General features: G+C 65.1%; 14 protein-coding genes. 9 read left to right on the forward strand and 5 right to left on the reverse strand.

Features of this window, described 5'->3' with window-relative positions; genetic code table 11:
* Positions 1-290: 290 nt before the first annotated feature.
* Positions 291-1,355, reverse strand: coding sequence for a cation diffusion facilitator family transporter (locus NYR97_RS16020; RefSeq protein WP_425612999.1), 1,065 nt, complete (start codon positions 1,353-1,355; stop codon positions 291-293).
* Between the two features lie 115 nt (positions 1,356-1,470).
* Between NYR97_RS16020 and NYR97_RS16025 the strand changes: the two genes are divergently transcribed.
* On the forward strand, positions 1,471-1,806 hold the full coding sequence (locus tag NYR97_RS16025; protein WP_115038409.1) for a zinc ribbon domain-containing protein YjdM: 336 nt from the start codon (positions 1,471-1,473) through the stop codon (positions 1,804-1,806).
* Between the two features lie 117 nt (positions 1,807-1,923).
* Here the strand turns inward: NYR97_RS16025 and NYR97_RS16030 are convergent, their stop codons facing one another.
* From NYR97_RS16030 to NYR97_RS16040, 3 genes are all read right to left on the reverse strand, one after another.
* A complete protein-coding gene (locus NYR97_RS16030; RefSeq protein ID WP_316694555.1) occupies positions 1,924-2,715 on the reverse strand; it encodes a DUF6491 family protein in 792 nt (263 codons plus the stop codon).
* A 205-nt stretch (positions 2,716-2,920) separates the two neighbouring features.
* A complete protein-coding gene (locus tag NYR97_RS16035; protein ID WP_316694557.1) occupies positions 2,921-3,976 on the reverse strand; it encodes a L,D-transpeptidase in 1,056 nt (351 codons plus the stop codon).
* A gap of 370 nt (positions 3,977-4,346) precedes the next feature.
* Complete coding sequence (locus NYR97_RS16040) at positions 4,347-5,441, reverse strand: alkene reductase (protein ID WP_205391995.1); 1,095 nt, start codon at positions 5,439-5,441, stop codon at positions 4,347-4,349.
* A 245-nt stretch (positions 5,442-5,686) separates the two neighbouring features.
* Between NYR97_RS16040 and NYR97_RS16045 the strand changes: the two genes are divergently transcribed.
* The 7 genes from NYR97_RS16045 to NYR97_RS16075 all read left to right on the forward strand — a co-directional run bounded on the left by NYR97_RS16045 (position 5,687) and on the right by NYR97_RS16075 (position 11,051).
* The gene (locus NYR97_RS16045) at positions 5,687-6,892 is read left to right on the forward strand and encodes an MFS transporter (RefSeq protein ID WP_316694561.1); all 1,206 of its coding nucleotides are present in this window, start codon (positions 5,687-5,689) and stop codon (positions 6,890-6,892) included.
* A gap of 109 nt (positions 6,893-7,001) precedes the next feature.
* Positions 7,002-7,172 carry a hypothetical protein gene (locus tag NYR97_RS16050; protein ID WP_316694563.1) on the forward strand — a complete coding sequence of 57 codons (171 nt, stop codon included), beginning with the start codon at positions 7,002-7,004 and terminating at the stop codon, positions 7,170-7,172.
* Between the two features lie 226 nt (positions 7,173-7,398).
* Positions 7,399-7,854, forward strand: coding sequence for a PA2169 family four-helix-bundle protein (locus tag NYR97_RS16055; protein WP_043908767.1), 456 nt, complete (start codon positions 7,399-7,401; stop codon positions 7,852-7,854).
* A 268-nt stretch (positions 7,855-8,122) separates the two neighbouring features.
* Complete coding sequence (locus NYR97_RS16060) at positions 8,123-8,725, forward strand: 2'-5' RNA ligase family protein (protein ID WP_316694566.1); 603 nt, start codon at positions 8,123-8,125, stop codon at positions 8,723-8,725.
* A 35-nt stretch (positions 8,726-8,760) separates the two neighbouring features.
* The gene (locus tag NYR97_RS16065; RefSeq protein ID WP_205391992.1) at positions 8,761-9,366 is read left to right on the forward strand and encodes an HD domain-containing protein; all 606 of its coding nucleotides are present in this window, start codon (positions 8,761-8,763) and stop codon (positions 9,364-9,366) included.
* Positions 9,367-9,425: 59 nt separating this feature from the next.
* Positions 9,426-9,608: an oxidoreductase-like domain-containing protein gene (locus tag NYR97_RS16070; RefSeq protein WP_023903301.1), complete on the forward strand. Its 183-nt coding sequence runs from the start codon at positions 9,426-9,428 to the stop codon at positions 9,606-9,608.
* A 69-nt stretch (positions 9,609-9,677) separates the two neighbouring features.
* Positions 9,678-11,051 (forward strand): virulence factor, encoded by a 1,374-nt coding sequence (locus NYR97_RS16075; RefSeq protein ID WP_316694571.1) that lies wholly within the window; start codon positions 9,678-9,680, stop codon positions 11,049-11,051.
* Positions 11,052-11,805: 754 nt separating this feature from the next.
* On the opposite strand, the gene mprF is transcribed toward NYR97_RS16075, so the two are convergent.
* Entirely contained in the window at positions 11,806-14,370 is a 2,565-nt protein-coding gene (gene mprF / locus NYR97_RS16080) for a bifunctional lysylphosphatidylglycerol flippase/synthetase MprF (protein ID WP_316694573.1), read from the reverse strand.
* A gap of 258 nt (positions 14,371-14,628) precedes the next feature.
* On the opposite strand from mprF, the gene NYR97_RS16085 reads away from it, so the two are divergent.
* Positions 14,629-15,336 carry a DUF998 domain-containing protein gene (locus NYR97_RS16085; RefSeq protein WP_316694574.1) on the forward strand — a complete coding sequence of 236 codons (708 nt, stop codon included), beginning with the start codon at positions 14,629-14,631 and terminating at the stop codon, positions 15,334-15,336.
* The last annotated feature ends 4 nt before the right edge of the window (positions 15,337-15,340 follow it).

Below are 15,340 nucleotides of genomic sequence, written 5' to 3' on the forward strand. Positions count from 1 at the left end.
AAACCTCCATGACGGTGATCGAGTGGAATGCATCGGCTGATTCACGATGCGAAGAGATGCTGCACGCCCACCGTAGGCAATCGCCTTCGATCATGCAACCGCAGCCGATCCGGCGGTTAGGGCGAGGATCAGCTTGGTCGTGGTGGTGTCAGGTTGGGCCATGCCTGCAGCCGACGGTCATGGGTCGACTGTCTGGCTGCACTGGAACTGCGACGCGGCGGACGTTTTGCATCGCACGTCAGCAGGTGTTTCGCATGTTTCAACGTGCACCCCAACGCACGCGCCGCGCGCTAGTCGGGGTGTGCGCCGCGTTCGATCTCGGTACGCCGTGCATGCCAGGTTTCAGGCGTTTGCGGCTTGATGAACAGTGCGGTGAGCTCGGGGTGCTGGCGTTTGGCGGCGGCCTCGATGCGCCCGACGCAGGCTTCGATCTGCGGCGTGGTGCGGCTGTCTTCGAACTCGGCGCTCAACGCAGCCACCACTTGATTCGGACCCATCTGCATGGTCAATACGCCGTTGGCGGCGCGCACGTCCGGGTCGCTGGCGGCAATGCGCAGCAGCGATTCGGTGACGTGCGCATGTGCGGGCTCGCCGATCAGCAAGCCCTTGGTTTCGCGTGCCAGCAGGAACGCGGTGACTGCGAGGACGCCAGCGATGCCGATCGAGGCGATGCCGTCGAGCTCGGGCATGTCGAATAGCTGCGCGCCGGCAAGGCCAAGCAAGGCCATGAACAAGCCGATCAAGGCGGCGCTGTCTTCGAGCAACACGGTGAACGTGCTGGGGTCCTTGCTCTGCCGAAATGCCTGGAAATAGCCCATGCGGCCCTTCTTGGCGCGGAACTCGCGAAAGGCCACCACCCAGGAAATGCCTTCGAACACGATCGACACGCCAAGCACGATGTAGGCGATCAGATGGCTTTTGGCCGGCTCGGGATTGCGCAGATGCACGATGCCTTCGTACAGCGACACGCCTGCGCCCATCGCAAACACCAGTAGCGCGACGATGAAGCTCCAGAAATACAGCTCGCGTCCGTAGCCGAACGGATGGGTGGGCGTCGGCGCCTGCGCTGCGCGCCGCAGGCCGTACAGCAGCAGCACTTCGTTGATGGTGTCCACCAGCGAATGCACGCCTTCGCTGAGCATCGCCGAGCTGCCGGAAATGCCGGCGGCGATGAACTTGGCGATTGCGATGGCCAGATTGCCGGCCAGGGCTACGTAGACGACCAGGTGCGAGCCGGTCTTCTTTGCGGCATTGGCCTTTGCCGCACCAGGTCCGGTGGACTCAGGCTCGGCAGCCCGATGTTCTGCAGATTCAGGCGCGCCGCTGGGCGTATGGGAGACCGATTGATTGGACACGCGCGACCTGCAAGGCATTCGACAAGCGCCGCACTATCGCGCCACCGCCGTGCCGGAGACGTGATCGCGCGGCCGGGGCGCTACAATCCACGCCCGTTTTGAGCTTAGGAATCGCATGTCCACCGTTCCCGCCTGTCCGCAATGTGGCCTGGACAACACCTATGTCGACGGCGCCTTGTCGATCTGCGCAGACTGCGGCTTCGAATGGAGTGCGGGCGACTCTGCCGCGACCGCGACGGTGGTACGCGACAGCAACGGCAATGTGCTGCAGGCCGGCGACACGGTCAGCGTGATCAAGGATCTGAAGGTCAAGGGCTCGTCGATTCCGCTCAAGCAGGGCACGCTGATCCGTAATATCCGCCTGGTCGAGGACGATGCCGAGCACATCGAAGGCAATTCGGAAAAGATCAAGGGCCTGGTGTTGAAGACCTGTTTTCTGCGCAAGGCGTGAGGCGATTGCGGCGATGGCAACGCCGCGTACCGCGTGTGTAGGAGCGCGCTTGCGCGCGATGAGGCGTTATCGATAACGCTTCATCGCGCGCAAGCGCGCTCCTACCAAGCGCCACTTTCAATCGCGCGGATACACCGCTGCAACCGTGCAGCTCTGGCGCATCCGCGTGGCCAGGCCACCGCGCGTGGCGCTCAGGTCGCCCTGCTGGCCGGATCCGGCAGCCGCGCCGGCAAGCGCCATCTCGTCGAGCACGTCGACCTTGTCGCCGGGATTGCCGCAGATGGCATTCAAGCCCATGCCGGACACGAAGCGGATCGGCGGCGCGCCGCTGAGTTCGCGGCAGCTGTCCATCAGTTCCACACGGTAGTGGCGGTGCGTGCCGGGATGACGTGGCGAGACTTCCACCACCAAACCTTGGCCATCTTCCGACCACGAACGCAGCATGCTGGGATTGAAGCAATAGCTGGATGAGCCGGCGAAATTGCGCCGACGCGATTCGCGCACGCTGACGCCTTCCAGGGTCGGCACGCCGCTGTGGTCGCGTTGCCTGGCTGCGCTGGCGTACTCGCGCGCACTGAGCGTGGCGACCTGGCTGATCGCGCAGCGTTGCTGAGCGGTGCTCACGTACGCTTGCGCACCATTGCAGACCCAACCGTGCGCCGCCAACAGGCTCACATCCGCTTGCGCGGCAAGTTGCGGGCAATCCTGCGCCAGGGTGAGGCGGAACAGTCGTCCGCCGTGTTCGGCCACGGCCAGCGTGCGCGCATCGGCTTGATGCAGCTCGGCCAGCTGGCGTGCATCCAGACACTCGGCGCTTGGTGCGGCCGGGCGCAGCGGCTCGGCCGATGCAGTGGATAACGCGCAACTGAAAAGCGTGCTGCCGAGCAGAACCGCAGTGAGTACACGCATCACGCACATCCTTGGCAATGAGGTATGGCTGCATCATCTGCCAAGCAGGCTGCGCTGACAATCGCAACGTGCGACGCGTCGAGCGTTCGACAAAACCGGACGGGCTGCCTGCGCTGGGCATCGCCAGCGACCATGTGCGCGCGCAGCCTCACGCGCACCTTGCAGCTTGCACCTTGCTGCTGCGATAACGCTGCGCAGCTTGCGCTCAAGGCGCCTCGGGCGGATCGGAATTCAGCACCTGCAACTTGCCGCCGGTGGTCTCGGGAAGAATGCGTTGATCGGTGGCCACCAACACCACGCCAGGCGTCAGCAACGGCAGCAATCCAGCCAGAAATGCCGGCGGAACCTGCAGCCGCGCGATGGTGTCGGCGTCCAGCGCCTGTCCGGCCGCTGCATTGCTGCCGGGGATGCCGATGCGCATCCAGTTGGGCATGCGCTGACCTGGCAGGCCGGGCAGTTCGCCGGGCAGAAAACCCTGGCCGACGATGAAGGCCTGCGTGCCCAGCGGCGCGGCGCCCGGTTGCGCGTGCAGCGCGACTTGCGCACGTCCGATTTCCACACCATTGCGATACACCACCAGTTGCTGGTCGCTGCTGCTGACCAGCATCGAGATCGGGCCGGTGGGGGCCAGCTCCGGTTGCCATGCAAATGCCTGGCCGTTGGGCAGCGGCAGCAATGCGCGCTGCGCGCCGGTGGTCGGGTCGATCGGGCTGAGTGCGCGTGGATGCACCACTGCGTCGGCGTCCACGCCCGCCTGCGCGACCACCACCACCATGCCCATGTTCGAGTTGTCGAACAGCAGCCGCGCGAATTCCGATGGCAGATGCACGCAGCCATGCGATTCCGGATAACCGGGCAAGCCGCCGGCATGCAGGGCCACGCCGTCCCAGGTCAGTCGTTGTTGATACGGCATCGGTGCGGCGTTGTAGATGTTGGAGCGGTGGTCCTTGTCCTTCTGCAGGATGGTGAACACACCGGTAGGCGTCTCGTGCCCGGGCTTGCCGGAGCTGATGGTGGAGACACCGATCAGGATGCCGTTGCGATACGCATAGGCGCGTTGCTCGGTGAGGCTGACGATCACCGCCATCGGCCCCCAGCCCTTGCTGACGCCGCCCCAGATCCATTCGCCCGGTTTGAGCTGTGCAGGCGCGGTTTCGGCAGGGCTGGATTGGCGCGCGCCCCAGAACGGCACGGCAATGGCTTGCCCGCAGATCAGCAGCGTGCACAAAAGAACGGAAGTGAGCAGGGGCCGCATCGGCATTCCAGAAAGCAGTGTCGGCACGATCCTAGCGGGGCAGGGTGTGCGCGTCATGTGGTTGCTACTGGTGTCGGCGCGCGATGCGAAGGTGCCGGCGTTGCGATGGGCGCGATGTGTCTGCGGTTGGGTACTCAACGAGGCTGTGGCGCAACCAATGCATAAGCGTTCGGCCTTGCGCGCTGGGTCAACGATTGATTTGCAGACGCAAGACGGTCGCCCAATCGCGATGGCAATCGGGCAGAGGTCCGCGCTGCGCTCATCTGAGGAGTCGGTGGGCGATGTGCTCAGAGCCGCAGTGCGCGCATGTACAGGCAGATCTGAAGCATCGACTGCGCGCGCTTGATGCTGAGCGCAGCCGGTGTGCCAGCCGGGCCTAGTTCGGCAATGCGGGGTAGTCGGTATAGCCTTCGGCGCCGCCGCCGTACATGGTGGCCTGGTCGAAGTCGGCCAGCGGGGCGTTTTCGCGCAGGCGACGCACCAGATCCGGGTTGGCGATGAAGGGGCGGCCGTAGGCGATCGCATCGGCATAGCCGCTGTCGATGGCCTTTTCGGACAGCGCCTTGTCGTAGCTGTTGTTGGCGATCCAGGCACCGTCGAACTTCGCGCGCAGCGCGGCGTAGTCGAAGGCCACGTTGTCGCGCGGACCGCCGGTTGCGCCTTCGATCACGTGCACGAAGGCCAGCCCGCCGATCAGGTTGAGACGTTCGACCGCACGCTCGAACAAGGGCTGCGGATCGGAGTCGTGCATGCCGTACACCGGCGTGACCGGCGACAGGCGCACACCGGTGCGCTCGGCGCCGATCTCGTCGGCAATCGCCTGCACCACCTCGGTCAGCAGACGGGTCCGGTTTTCGATATCGCCGCCGTACGCGTCGGTGCGCTGGTTGGAGCCGTCACGCAGAAACTGGTCGAGCAGGTAGCCGTTGGCCGCATGCACTTCCACGCCATCGAAGCCGGCATCGATGGCGTTGCGCGCGGCGATGCGATAGTCCTCGATCAGGGCGGGAATTTCGTCCAGCGCCAGTGCGCGCGGCTCGGACACATCTTCAAAGCCGTTCTTGGTGAAGGTCTTGCCCTCGGCGCGGATGGCGCTGGGCGCGACCGGCGATTCGCCCGGCGGCAGCACGCTGGTATGCGAGACGCGGCCGACATGCCACAGCTGCAGCACGATCTTGCCGCCGCGGCGATGCACTTCATCAGTGACCGCACGCCAGCCTTCGACCTGTTCTTTAGTGTGGATGCCGGGCGTGTCGAGATAGCCCTGACCGAGCGGGCTGATCTGGGTGCCTTCGGCCACGATCAATCCGGCACTGGCGCGCTGGCCGTAGTACTCGGCGGCAAGCGGGGAGGGCACCTGCCCGGCAGCGGCGCGGTTGCGCGTCAACGGCGCCATGATCACGCGGTTGGCAAGATCCAGCGCGCCCAAGCGCACCGGGGAGAACAACGGGGATTCAGTGGATTTGGACATCAGCAACCAATTGGGTGTGGATCACGCGCCAGGCGCGACACCGCGCCGATCGCGAGTGCCCCCTAGCGATGGTGGCGGACCCAAGCGGATTCGAGCGACGCCGATAGGACACAGCGTCTTTCATCGTCATAAAAGGCGCCGAACCGTGACGCGCCGGGCCTGGCGCTGAATCGCTGCAAGCGGCGTCCTTTCGCTCGATGCTGCATTGCACAATAATAAGCCGCCCCGTCATTCTGGAGTCGGGCATGTCCGATATCGCTCTCTCACCGCCGCCCGTCTTGCGGCGCGATTACGTGCTGATCCTGTTCGCGCTGGCGATGGGCGGCTTTGCGATCGGCATCAGCGAATTCTCGACCATGGGGTTGATGACGCAGATCGCGCGGGGGTTGCAGATCAGCGAGCCGCAGGTGGGCCACATCATCAGTGCCTATGCGTTGGGTGTGGTGGTCGGGGCACCGTTGCTGGCGATTGTTGGCGCGCGCTGGCCACGGCGCACCTTGTTGCTGCTGTTGATGGTGTTCTACGCGTTGGGCAACCTGGCCAGTGCGTTGGCGCCGGGCTATCACACCATGTTGCTGTGCCGTTTTATCGCGGGTTTGCCGCATGGTGCGTACTTCGGCGTGGCCTCGCTGGTGGCCGCATCGATCAGCCCGCCCCATCAACGCGCCACCGCAGTGGGCCGGGTGTTGATGGGCCTGAGCATCGCCTTGCTGGTGGGCAACCCGCTGGCGACCTGGCTGGGCCAGATCGTGAGCTGGCGTTGGGCGTACGCGGCGGTGTCGGTGCTTGCGCTGTGCACGGTTGCCGCAGTGGCGTCACGCTTGCCGCCCGCGCCGGACGAGCCACGTCAACAGCCGTTGCGCGAGCTGCGCGCGTTCAATCAGCCACAGGTATGGCTGGCATTGGCGATCGGTGCAGTGGGTTTTTCCGGCATGTTCTGCGTCTTCAGTTATCTGGCGCCGACCTTGACTGCCGTCACCGGCGTGGAGCCGGCGCGGATTCCCCTGGCCATGGTGGCGTTCGGTGTCGGCGGCGTGCTCGGCAGCATCCTGGGCGGCTGGCTGTTCGATCGCATGCAGTTCCGCGCGGTGCCGATGCTGTTGGTGTGGTCGGTGGTGGTGATGCTGACGTTTCCGTTGGCCGCGCAATCGGGCCTGTGGGTGTTCGTCTCCATCGTGGCCGTAGGCACCATGGGCGCATTGGCCCCCGCACTGCAGACGCGTTTGATGGATGTGGCAGCCGAAGCGCAGACCCTGGCGGCAGCATCCAACCACGCGGCGTTCAATACCGCCAATGCCTTGGGCCCGTGGCTGGGTGGCATGGCGATCACCGCAGGCTGGGGCTGGACCTCCACCGGGTATGTGGGCGCGGCAACCGCGCTGGGCGGTTTGTTGGTATACGCGCTGGCGGTGTGGCAGGAGCGTCGGCAACGTGTGTTGGCGGCGAGCTGATCCGCATTGCCGCGTTCGGTAGCTCGCACAAACGCACAGCGTATCCACAGCCAACTCACGGCATCGCACCGAGACTGCAGGCTCGAACACAAGCGGACCGAACAGTGCCATGACCGAGTTCACTCCACCGCCGTGGAAGCGCCCCAATCCCAAGCGTAAATCCGCCTCTACACCGCTGAGCGATGCACAAAAAGCTGCGGCGAAACAACGTGCGGAAGAAGCCGGGCGGCCGTATCCCAATCTGGTCGACAACATGTGGGCAAGCCGGCAACCCAGGTGAGTTTTGACTTTGCGTTGGCATCGATGAATCGCTATTCATTGCCTGCATGACCGCGTGAGGAAGCGGCACACATAACTCACATGCAGATTATGCGCGAAACGCCACTATGGGGCCGTACACAACACCACTGCAGCGCAATCAACGCATCGATTGCCTCATCCCAAAGCCGGCGCGACCGCATCTGCTAGACGACGCAGCGTTGGCCCACCGCAACAAGGAGCGACACATGAGCATTCAGAGCAAGACCGAGCATAGCCTCAACGACCTCATCGCCATTTCCCGCGACGGCAAGGACTTCTACGATGAAGCCGCAGCCAAGGTCGACGATGCAGAACTTGCGACGTTGTTTCGCCGCATCGCTGGCGTCAAGTCCGACATCGTCAGCAATCTGAGCAGTGTTGTCGCAGCCGCCGGCGGCGAGCCGAAGACCAGCGGCACCATGGTCGGCAGCATGCAGCAGTTCTACGGCAAGGTCCGTGCAACGCTGGGCGACACCAAATATGGCTACGTGGCCGAGCTGGAAGAGTCCGAAGACCGTCTGTTGAAGGCGTTCGATGAAACCATCGCCGACCAGGATACTCCGGCCGCTGCACGCGACGCCGCTCTGCGCCTGCTGCCGGAAGTGCGTGCATGTCATGACGTGATGCGTAACCGCAAGCACGCGATGAAAAGCGCCGCATAAGTTGCGTGCGTGACCGCAGCGCATCCAGGTGATGCAGCTCGCGGAGTAAACCGATAAAGGCGGAAACGGGCAGCGCAAGCTGCCCGTTTCTTTTTGTGTGGCGGATGCAGGCGCACATGCAGATACGGCGCACGTGTTCTGTTCCATGCAACCGTACGCGTTCCACGTGGCCAGCCATATTTTTGTGTGTATCGGACACCCGCCCTGTCTGCTAGTATCCGCCGCCCTTCCTCCGGCAGGCCCGCATGTGCGGTCGTGGACTTACCCCATGAAACAGCAGTTCCTGTATCTGTCATCGGCCGAGGCGCAGTTGTCGCTGGGCCTGGGGGAAGAGAAGACCACCGAGCGTTTGTTTTTTGCGGTGATGGCCGATGCGCGCACTGCCGAGCGTGCGGCAATCATCGCCGAAGGGTTGCTTGGTAGCGGTCAGGTCGATGGCAAGCCGCTTGCGCGCGAGCGGCTGCATGTGACCTTGCATCATCTGGGCGATTACGCAGGCGGTTTGCCGCCGTCGTTGGTGAGCCGCGCCAGTCAGGCGGCCGAGCGCGTGGCGCTGGATGCATTCGACGTGGCGTTCGATCGGGTTGGCACCTTCGGTGGACGGCGTTCGCAGTTGCCGTGCGTGTTGCGCGGCGAAGAACAGGTGCGCGGGTTGTATGAATTGCAAGGTGCACTGGGTCGGCAACTGGCGCATGTGGGCATTGCCGGCGATGCGCAGTACACCCCGCATATGACGCTGCTGTATTGCAATCAGGCGTTGCCGCAACGGCGCTGCGATACGCTCGCCTGGACGGTGCGCGAGTTCGCGCTGGTGCGCAGCTTTCTCGGCCAGTCGCGTTCCCAGATCGAAGGCCGCTGGTCGCTGCGCTGATGTGCAGCCGGGCGCGCACGCGGTAGCCTGCGTGCATGGACGCCACCGCACCACTGCCATTGCAGGCCGAGCACCTGGCCGCGCTCGAACAGGCCTATGCCACGCCACCGCGCGCCTACCATCACTTCGGCCATGTGCGCGCGCTGCTGCAGCATTACGCCGAGGTCGCCGCCGGGCCGGGCTGGCAGCAGCCGGCCGAGGTCTGGCTGGCGGTGTTGTTTCACGATGCGGTGTATCAGCCAGGACGCAGCGACAACGAGGCGGAATCTGCCAACTGGGCGGCGCAATGCATTCCGCGCTGGTGGCCGCAGGCGCAGGTGGATCTGCAGCGTGTGCAGAGCCTGATTCTGCTGACTGCATGTCACGGGCAGCTGCAGCCGCAGGACGTGGACGCCGAAGCGGCGTTGTTTCTGGATTGCGATATGGCGATTCTGGCCGCGCCGGCAGCGGTGTTCGATGCGTACGACCGTGCCATAGCCGCCGAATACCGCGGACATGTGCCAAGCGTGCTGTTCCGGCTCAACCGCCGGCGTTTTCTGGCCGGCCTGCTCAAGCGCCCGCGCATCTTCTTGAGCGATGACTTCCATGCGCGCTGCGATGCAGCCGCGCGGGCCAATCTGCGCCGGCGGCTGGGTCGCTGATCGTGCGGCCGCTGATCCGAGCGCTTCAGGCGCAGCGACAGCGCACGCTACAATGACGCATGCACGACAGCGCCGTTTCCGCCACCGATCCACGCCCGCAACCCCCCGAGCCGCCTGCGCCCAACGAATGCTGCGAAAGCGGTTGCCCGTTGTGCGTGCATGATCTGTACGCCGAGGAACTGGCGCGCTACCGGCAGGCACTGGCAGCCTGGGAAGCGCGTCAGCAAGCGGGTGCGCCGTAAGCGAAGCGTCGCGCTTCGCGCTGCAGCCTGGAACGATTATCTTTGAACCACTTTTTCCGATGGTGCGACATGCGACGACTTGAGATGTGGAGCGCGCTCTGCGGTGCGGCGGTGTTGGCGCTATCGGGCGCGGTCGCCGCACAGGCACCGCAACCGGTGAGCCATGGCCGTTTCGAACAGGTGCCGGTGCTGATGCCCAAGGGCGAGCCGCAGCGTGTGGTGATCTGGCTGAGCGGTGCCGGCAATGCCGCCAAGCGCCAGGCGCAGGCAGAAAGCTTGCGTGCCGATGGCGCGATGGTGGCGATGGTGGACACCGCGCATCTGTACGCGGTGCTGCGCAAGGCCGGCGGTACCTGCGCGTTCTCGGTGGGCGATGTGGAGAACTTTTCCCGCTATCTGCAGGCCTTCTATCACATCCCCACCTACCGTCTGCCATTGCTGGTCGGCGACGGCGATGGAGCGGCACTGGCTTATGCGATCGGGGCGCAAGCCAAGCCGCATGTGCTGGCCGGCGTGCTCACCGATGGGCTGTGCCCGGCGGCGGTCTCCGACCAGGCGATCTGCCAGCCGGGCGTGCGTCCGGGCAGCAACGCGCTGCTCCCGGTGCCGCTGCAGATCCCGTGGGTGCTGGCCGGCAGCCAGGACAAGCGTTGCCCGGCCGCGACCGAAGATAGCTTCCTCAAGCAGGTGCCGCAGGCGCGTACGTTCACGCGTTCGCCGCAGGGCGATATCTTGCCGGGCCTGCGCGCCGCCGCCCGCTCGTTGGGCGAGCAGAAGGGCGTGGCCCTGCCGCCGCCGCCGGGCGGGCTGGCCGATCTGCCAGTGGTGGAAGTGCCGGCCAAACCCGACGGCGACAGCGACGACGACACCTTTGTGATTTTCGTCTCCGGTGATGGCGGCTGGGCGGGTCTGGACGAAGAAGTGGCCGACGCGCTGGCCGCGCAGGGCATTCCGGTGGTCGGCCTGGATTCGCTGCGTTACTTCTGGACAGAACGCACGCCGCAAGGCTTCGCGACCGATCTGGACCGCATCGCGCGCTTCTATGCGCAGCGTTGGCAGCGTCAGCGGGTGGTGCTGATCGGCTTTTCGCAAGGTGCGGACGTGTTGCCCGCAGCGATCAACCAGCTACCGGCGCAGACCAGGCAGAACGTCCGCATGACGGCGCTGCTGTCGGTGGGCAAGCTGGCCGACTACGAGTTCCATGTCAGCAACTGGCTGGGTTCGGACGACGACGGCCTGCCGATCGCACCGGAAGTGCAGCGCCTGCCGGCCGGCACCACGGTGTGCATCTACGGCCAGGACGATGAGGATGCGCTTTGCCCGAGCCTGCCGGCGCAGGCGGCCAAGCGGGTTGCGCTGCCGGGCGATCATCACTTCAAGGGCGATTACGCCACCTTGGCCAAGGTGATCATGGAGCAGCTGCACGGGCTGTCGAAGCCGTAAGCGAGCGGGGCATCTTTTGAGCTGATTGCCCGACAAGCCAACACAAAGTCAGCAAACCAGCCGCAGCTTTTGCTTGAGCCACCAGCAACGAACGAGAGGCGGCTTTTCCTTCAGCCACCCATCATATCCGAAGGTGCTTGCGCGCGTGCCGGCATGGGACCTTACGCGGCATGGATGCCGCGCAAGAGCCTACACGGACGTACTTGCGGCGTGTCCCATGCCGGTACGCGTGCAAGCACCCGCAGCAAACCGAAGCATTCCCACGAAACCAGCTGACTTCGTCTGCTTGTTCGGCTTGCGCGCGGTGCCGCATCCAGTGTCGGGATACGCCGCAAGTACGTCCATGTAGGCTCGGTGGCGGCATCCATGCCGCCACACGGTCCCGCCCCTGGACGCGGCACCACGCTGCCACTTTTCGCGATTGCTGATCGGCAAGCAACGACTTTGTGTAGGCGTAATGCCTGCAGATTCCGTTGTCGATAGTCGACGCAGCCTTTTGTCTATCGCTTTGTCATGACTTCGCCAGCGAAGGCCACGCTTCAAGGCATGATCAACCAACCAGGCAACGCTGTTCCTTCAGCGACCGAAACGACTGAAGGTGCTTGCGCGCGTGCCGGCATGGGACCTTACGCGGCATGGATGCCGCGTAAGAGCCTACACGGACGTACTTGCGGCGTGTCCCATGCCGGTACGCGTGCAAGCGCCCCTCAGTAAACCGAAGCATTTCGCACAAAAGCGCAGGCATCACGCGACCTTATTCCTGCCGGCCAGGATCCACCGAGATCAAGCGGGTCACATCCAGCAACGCTGCCGGCAAGTGCATGCCGCCCGGCGCGACCAGATAGCGCGGGCGCCAGGTCGGCGCGAACTTCGACTTGAAGCGGCGCAGACCGCTGAACCCGTAGAAGCGTTCGCCGTGCCGCGCGACCAGGCTGGCGAAGCGGTTCCAGCGGCCGGCCAGGCGATGCTCGGCCATGCCCGACAGTGGCGCCATGCCCAGCGAGAAGCGCGTGTAGCCATTGGCCTGGCCCCACAGGAACAGCTCGATAAACAAGAAGTCCATGGTGCCCTTGGGCGCCTGCGCACTGTGGCGCATCAGATCCACCGACAGCTCGCCGCCGGCCGGCGCCCACCACACGTTGGCGAAGGCCACGATCTGTCCTTCCGCCTCGGCCACCGCTACCGGGAACCGGCGCAGGTACTCCGCATCGAAGCTGCCCAACGAAAAGCCTTTCTCTTCGCCGGCTTTTTCTTCCAGCCACTGCTCGGACACCTCGGCCAGCTGCGGCAGCACCGCCTCCACTTGCTCGGGCTGCAGCATGCGGAAGGTCAGGCCGCCGCGCTTGCCTCGGTTCCATGCCTGGCGCAGGTCGGCGCGGTCGCGGCCTTCCAGGGTGAAGCCTTCCAGCGGCACGATCGCCTCTTCGCCCAGCTTGACCAGGGTCAGCCCCATGTCGAGATAGGTCTGCCAGTATTTTTCGCCGACCTGGTAGAACACCGGGCGCAGACCCATATGGTCGGCCTCTTCGCGGAAACGCCAGATCAAGGCGCGCGCAACCTCCGGCGGGCCGACCGGATCGCCCATCGAGATCAGCGAGCCGCCGTAGCGCTGCATCATCACAAACCCACGCCCCTGCTCATCGAGCAGAAACGCCTTGTCGCCGGTCAACGCCAGGCAGGCCTGGGTGTCGGTGCTGATGGCCAGAATCGGTGCCAGCGTCTGCAGCGTCTGCGCATCGGCGGCCGGCATCGGACGACGCCCGCCACGCAGCAGGCGTGCCATGCCGAACACGATCACGCCCACGCACAGGATCAGCGCGGCGCGCAACGCACGCGGCGCATTGGCCGAGGTGGCGAACTGCCACCACAGGTCGTTGCTGTATTCGACATGGCTGTAGACGAAGAACAGCAGCCAGAACGTGGCCACCAGCACCAGGCCCAGATTGCTCAGCCAGCGCCACGACCAGGCTTCGTCCAGCAGCGCGCCCTGGCGATAGAACTCGCGGCGTGCCGCCCACAGCGCAACCGCCGCCAATGCGGCCGACAGCGACACCGAAATATGGCTGCCGCGCAGCAGCGACAGCGGCGGCAACAGCACGCACACGCCCAGCGCCAGCGCCCAGGCCGCATGGCTGCGGCGTTGCAGGCCCTGGCCGATCAGCAGCAACAACATGCCGCCCAGGCTGACCAGCAGATGCGAAGTTTCGATCAGCGGCAGCGGCGCTACTTCCTGACGCGCGCGCGGGGTGGGCAAGGTGCCGTCGATCATCAGCGCCGCACCCACCGCAAACACCGCCAAGGCCAGAATCTGCGGCAGCCACGGGCGAAACGCCCTCCACACCGTGCGTGCGGTGCTCGCACTGGCGCGCACTGGCGCACCCAGGCCGGAAGCTGCCGCCATTGCCACCGAGATCAGCAACGGCACGATGTAGTAGGTGACCCGGTAGGCCAGCGCCGCGGCCAGCACCGCGGCGGGGGTGACATGCGGCAGCAGCTTGAGCAGGCTCCACTCGAACACGCCCAGGCCGGCGGGCACGGTGGAGATCAGGCCGGCGACCACCGCCACCAGCCAGATGCCGATAAAACCGAAGTAGCCGGTGCCCGGATCCGGCGGCAGCAGCACGTAGAACGCGGCTGCAGCCAGGCCCAGTTCGACCACGCTCAGCGCGGTCACGCCGAGCACCGTGGTGCGATCGGGCAGCCAGAAGCGATGGCTGCGGATGCCGAATTCGCGGCCCTGTCTCCCGACCAAGACCAGCATCGCCACATAGCCGACCAGCAAGGCGATACCGGCGATGCGGATGCCTTCTGCGGCGATCGGCAGGGCGCGTGCGGCCGCTTCCGGTTCCAGCATCAAGGCCAGGCCAAGCAGCACCCAGGCGCCGAAGATGAAGCCCAGCGTGCTCATAAGCACCACCTGGCCGATCTCGGCCAGGGTCAGCCCCACGCTGCCATAACCGCGCAGGCGCACCGCGCCGCCGGTCAGTGCAGCAAAGCCCAATGTCTGCCCGACCGCATGCGCCATGAACGCGGTGATGCCCACCCGCGCCGGATGCAAGCGCTTGCCGGTGCGCTTGAGCCCCACCCAGTCAAAGCCCACCAGGCAGGCGTAGCTGCTCAAGCCCAGCAGCAGGGTGAGCGCGATCTGGCCGACCCCCAGTTCACGGAACGCCTGGCGGATCTGCCGATAGCCGTGGTCGGTGAACTGAGAGGACAGCGCGTGCAGCGCCATCGCCAGGATCGCCAGGCTGATGATCACCGGCAGGGCGCGACGCCAACCGCTGGCGGGCGTTTCGGAAGACACGGGGGTATCCGTCATGAGGGCAACGGGATCTGCTTGAGGGAAAGAGGGTGCATGCACGGAATGTGCCGCGCGCGGAGGGTCTGCATGGGCCGGTCGATTGAAGTGCGTGCAGCGTGATCGCGTCAATGCAGAAATGAAGTGAACGCTAAGGTCCGGCCATGCCGATATTTGTCCGCGCATGGCGGCCGCGCGCATCATAGGGCAAAGCCACGCGTACATGCCGTCGGGGAGCCGGATGGATCAGATGACAGTTGCAGGGGAGACAGGCTGTTGATGGGGAATGCATGCGATCACCGCGCTGCTGCGCAAACCCGGCAGCCATGTCCGCCACGCTGGAGCGGTTACGCCGGTGCGATCACCGCAGGGACGGGCGTGGCCTTCATCGCTCTGGTGGTGTTGCTGCAATGGCTGCGCGGCGATCTGGACTGGATCGATGCACAACTGAGTGCCTACCTGCACGGCGCTTACGGCTTGCTGCTGCGCACCGCTTATTGCCTGCTGGCCGCAGCCATGGCGTGGCTGGCACTGGGCCTGTACGTGGCGCTGGCACCGGTCGCATGCAGTCGCACGGTGGTGGGCTTGTTCTGCATGGCGGCAGTAGGCCTGAGCGCGGTGGCGATCGGCGACAGCTGGATGCCGGTGCTTGCACCCGACGCGGCGACGATGGTGCATCTGTTGTCGGCCAATACCGCATTTCTGTGCGTAATTGCAGCGATATTGCTGCAATCCTGGTATTTCCGTCGTGATCGTGGGTGGCGGCAGCACTTCGTGCCGGCATTCGGTCTGGGCTTGGCGGCATTTGCGCTGTTGTTGTTCCACGTCAGCGTGACCAGCGCCCCGCCGGGCATCAGCCAGAAGAGCGCCATCGTGGCAATCGTGTCCTGGATGGTGCTGGTTGGGCGGTGGCTGGCGTGCGACGTACGTGCGCAGGCTGCATGTTTGCCGCATTCGCGGGACAATGCCCGGGTCAATCAACCGTAGGAAG

The organism is Xanthomonas hydrangeae, from assembly GCF_032697525.1.
Lineage (GTDB): Bacteria > Pseudomonadota > Gammaproteobacteria > Xanthomonadales > Xanthomonadaceae > Xanthomonas > Xanthomonas hydrangeae.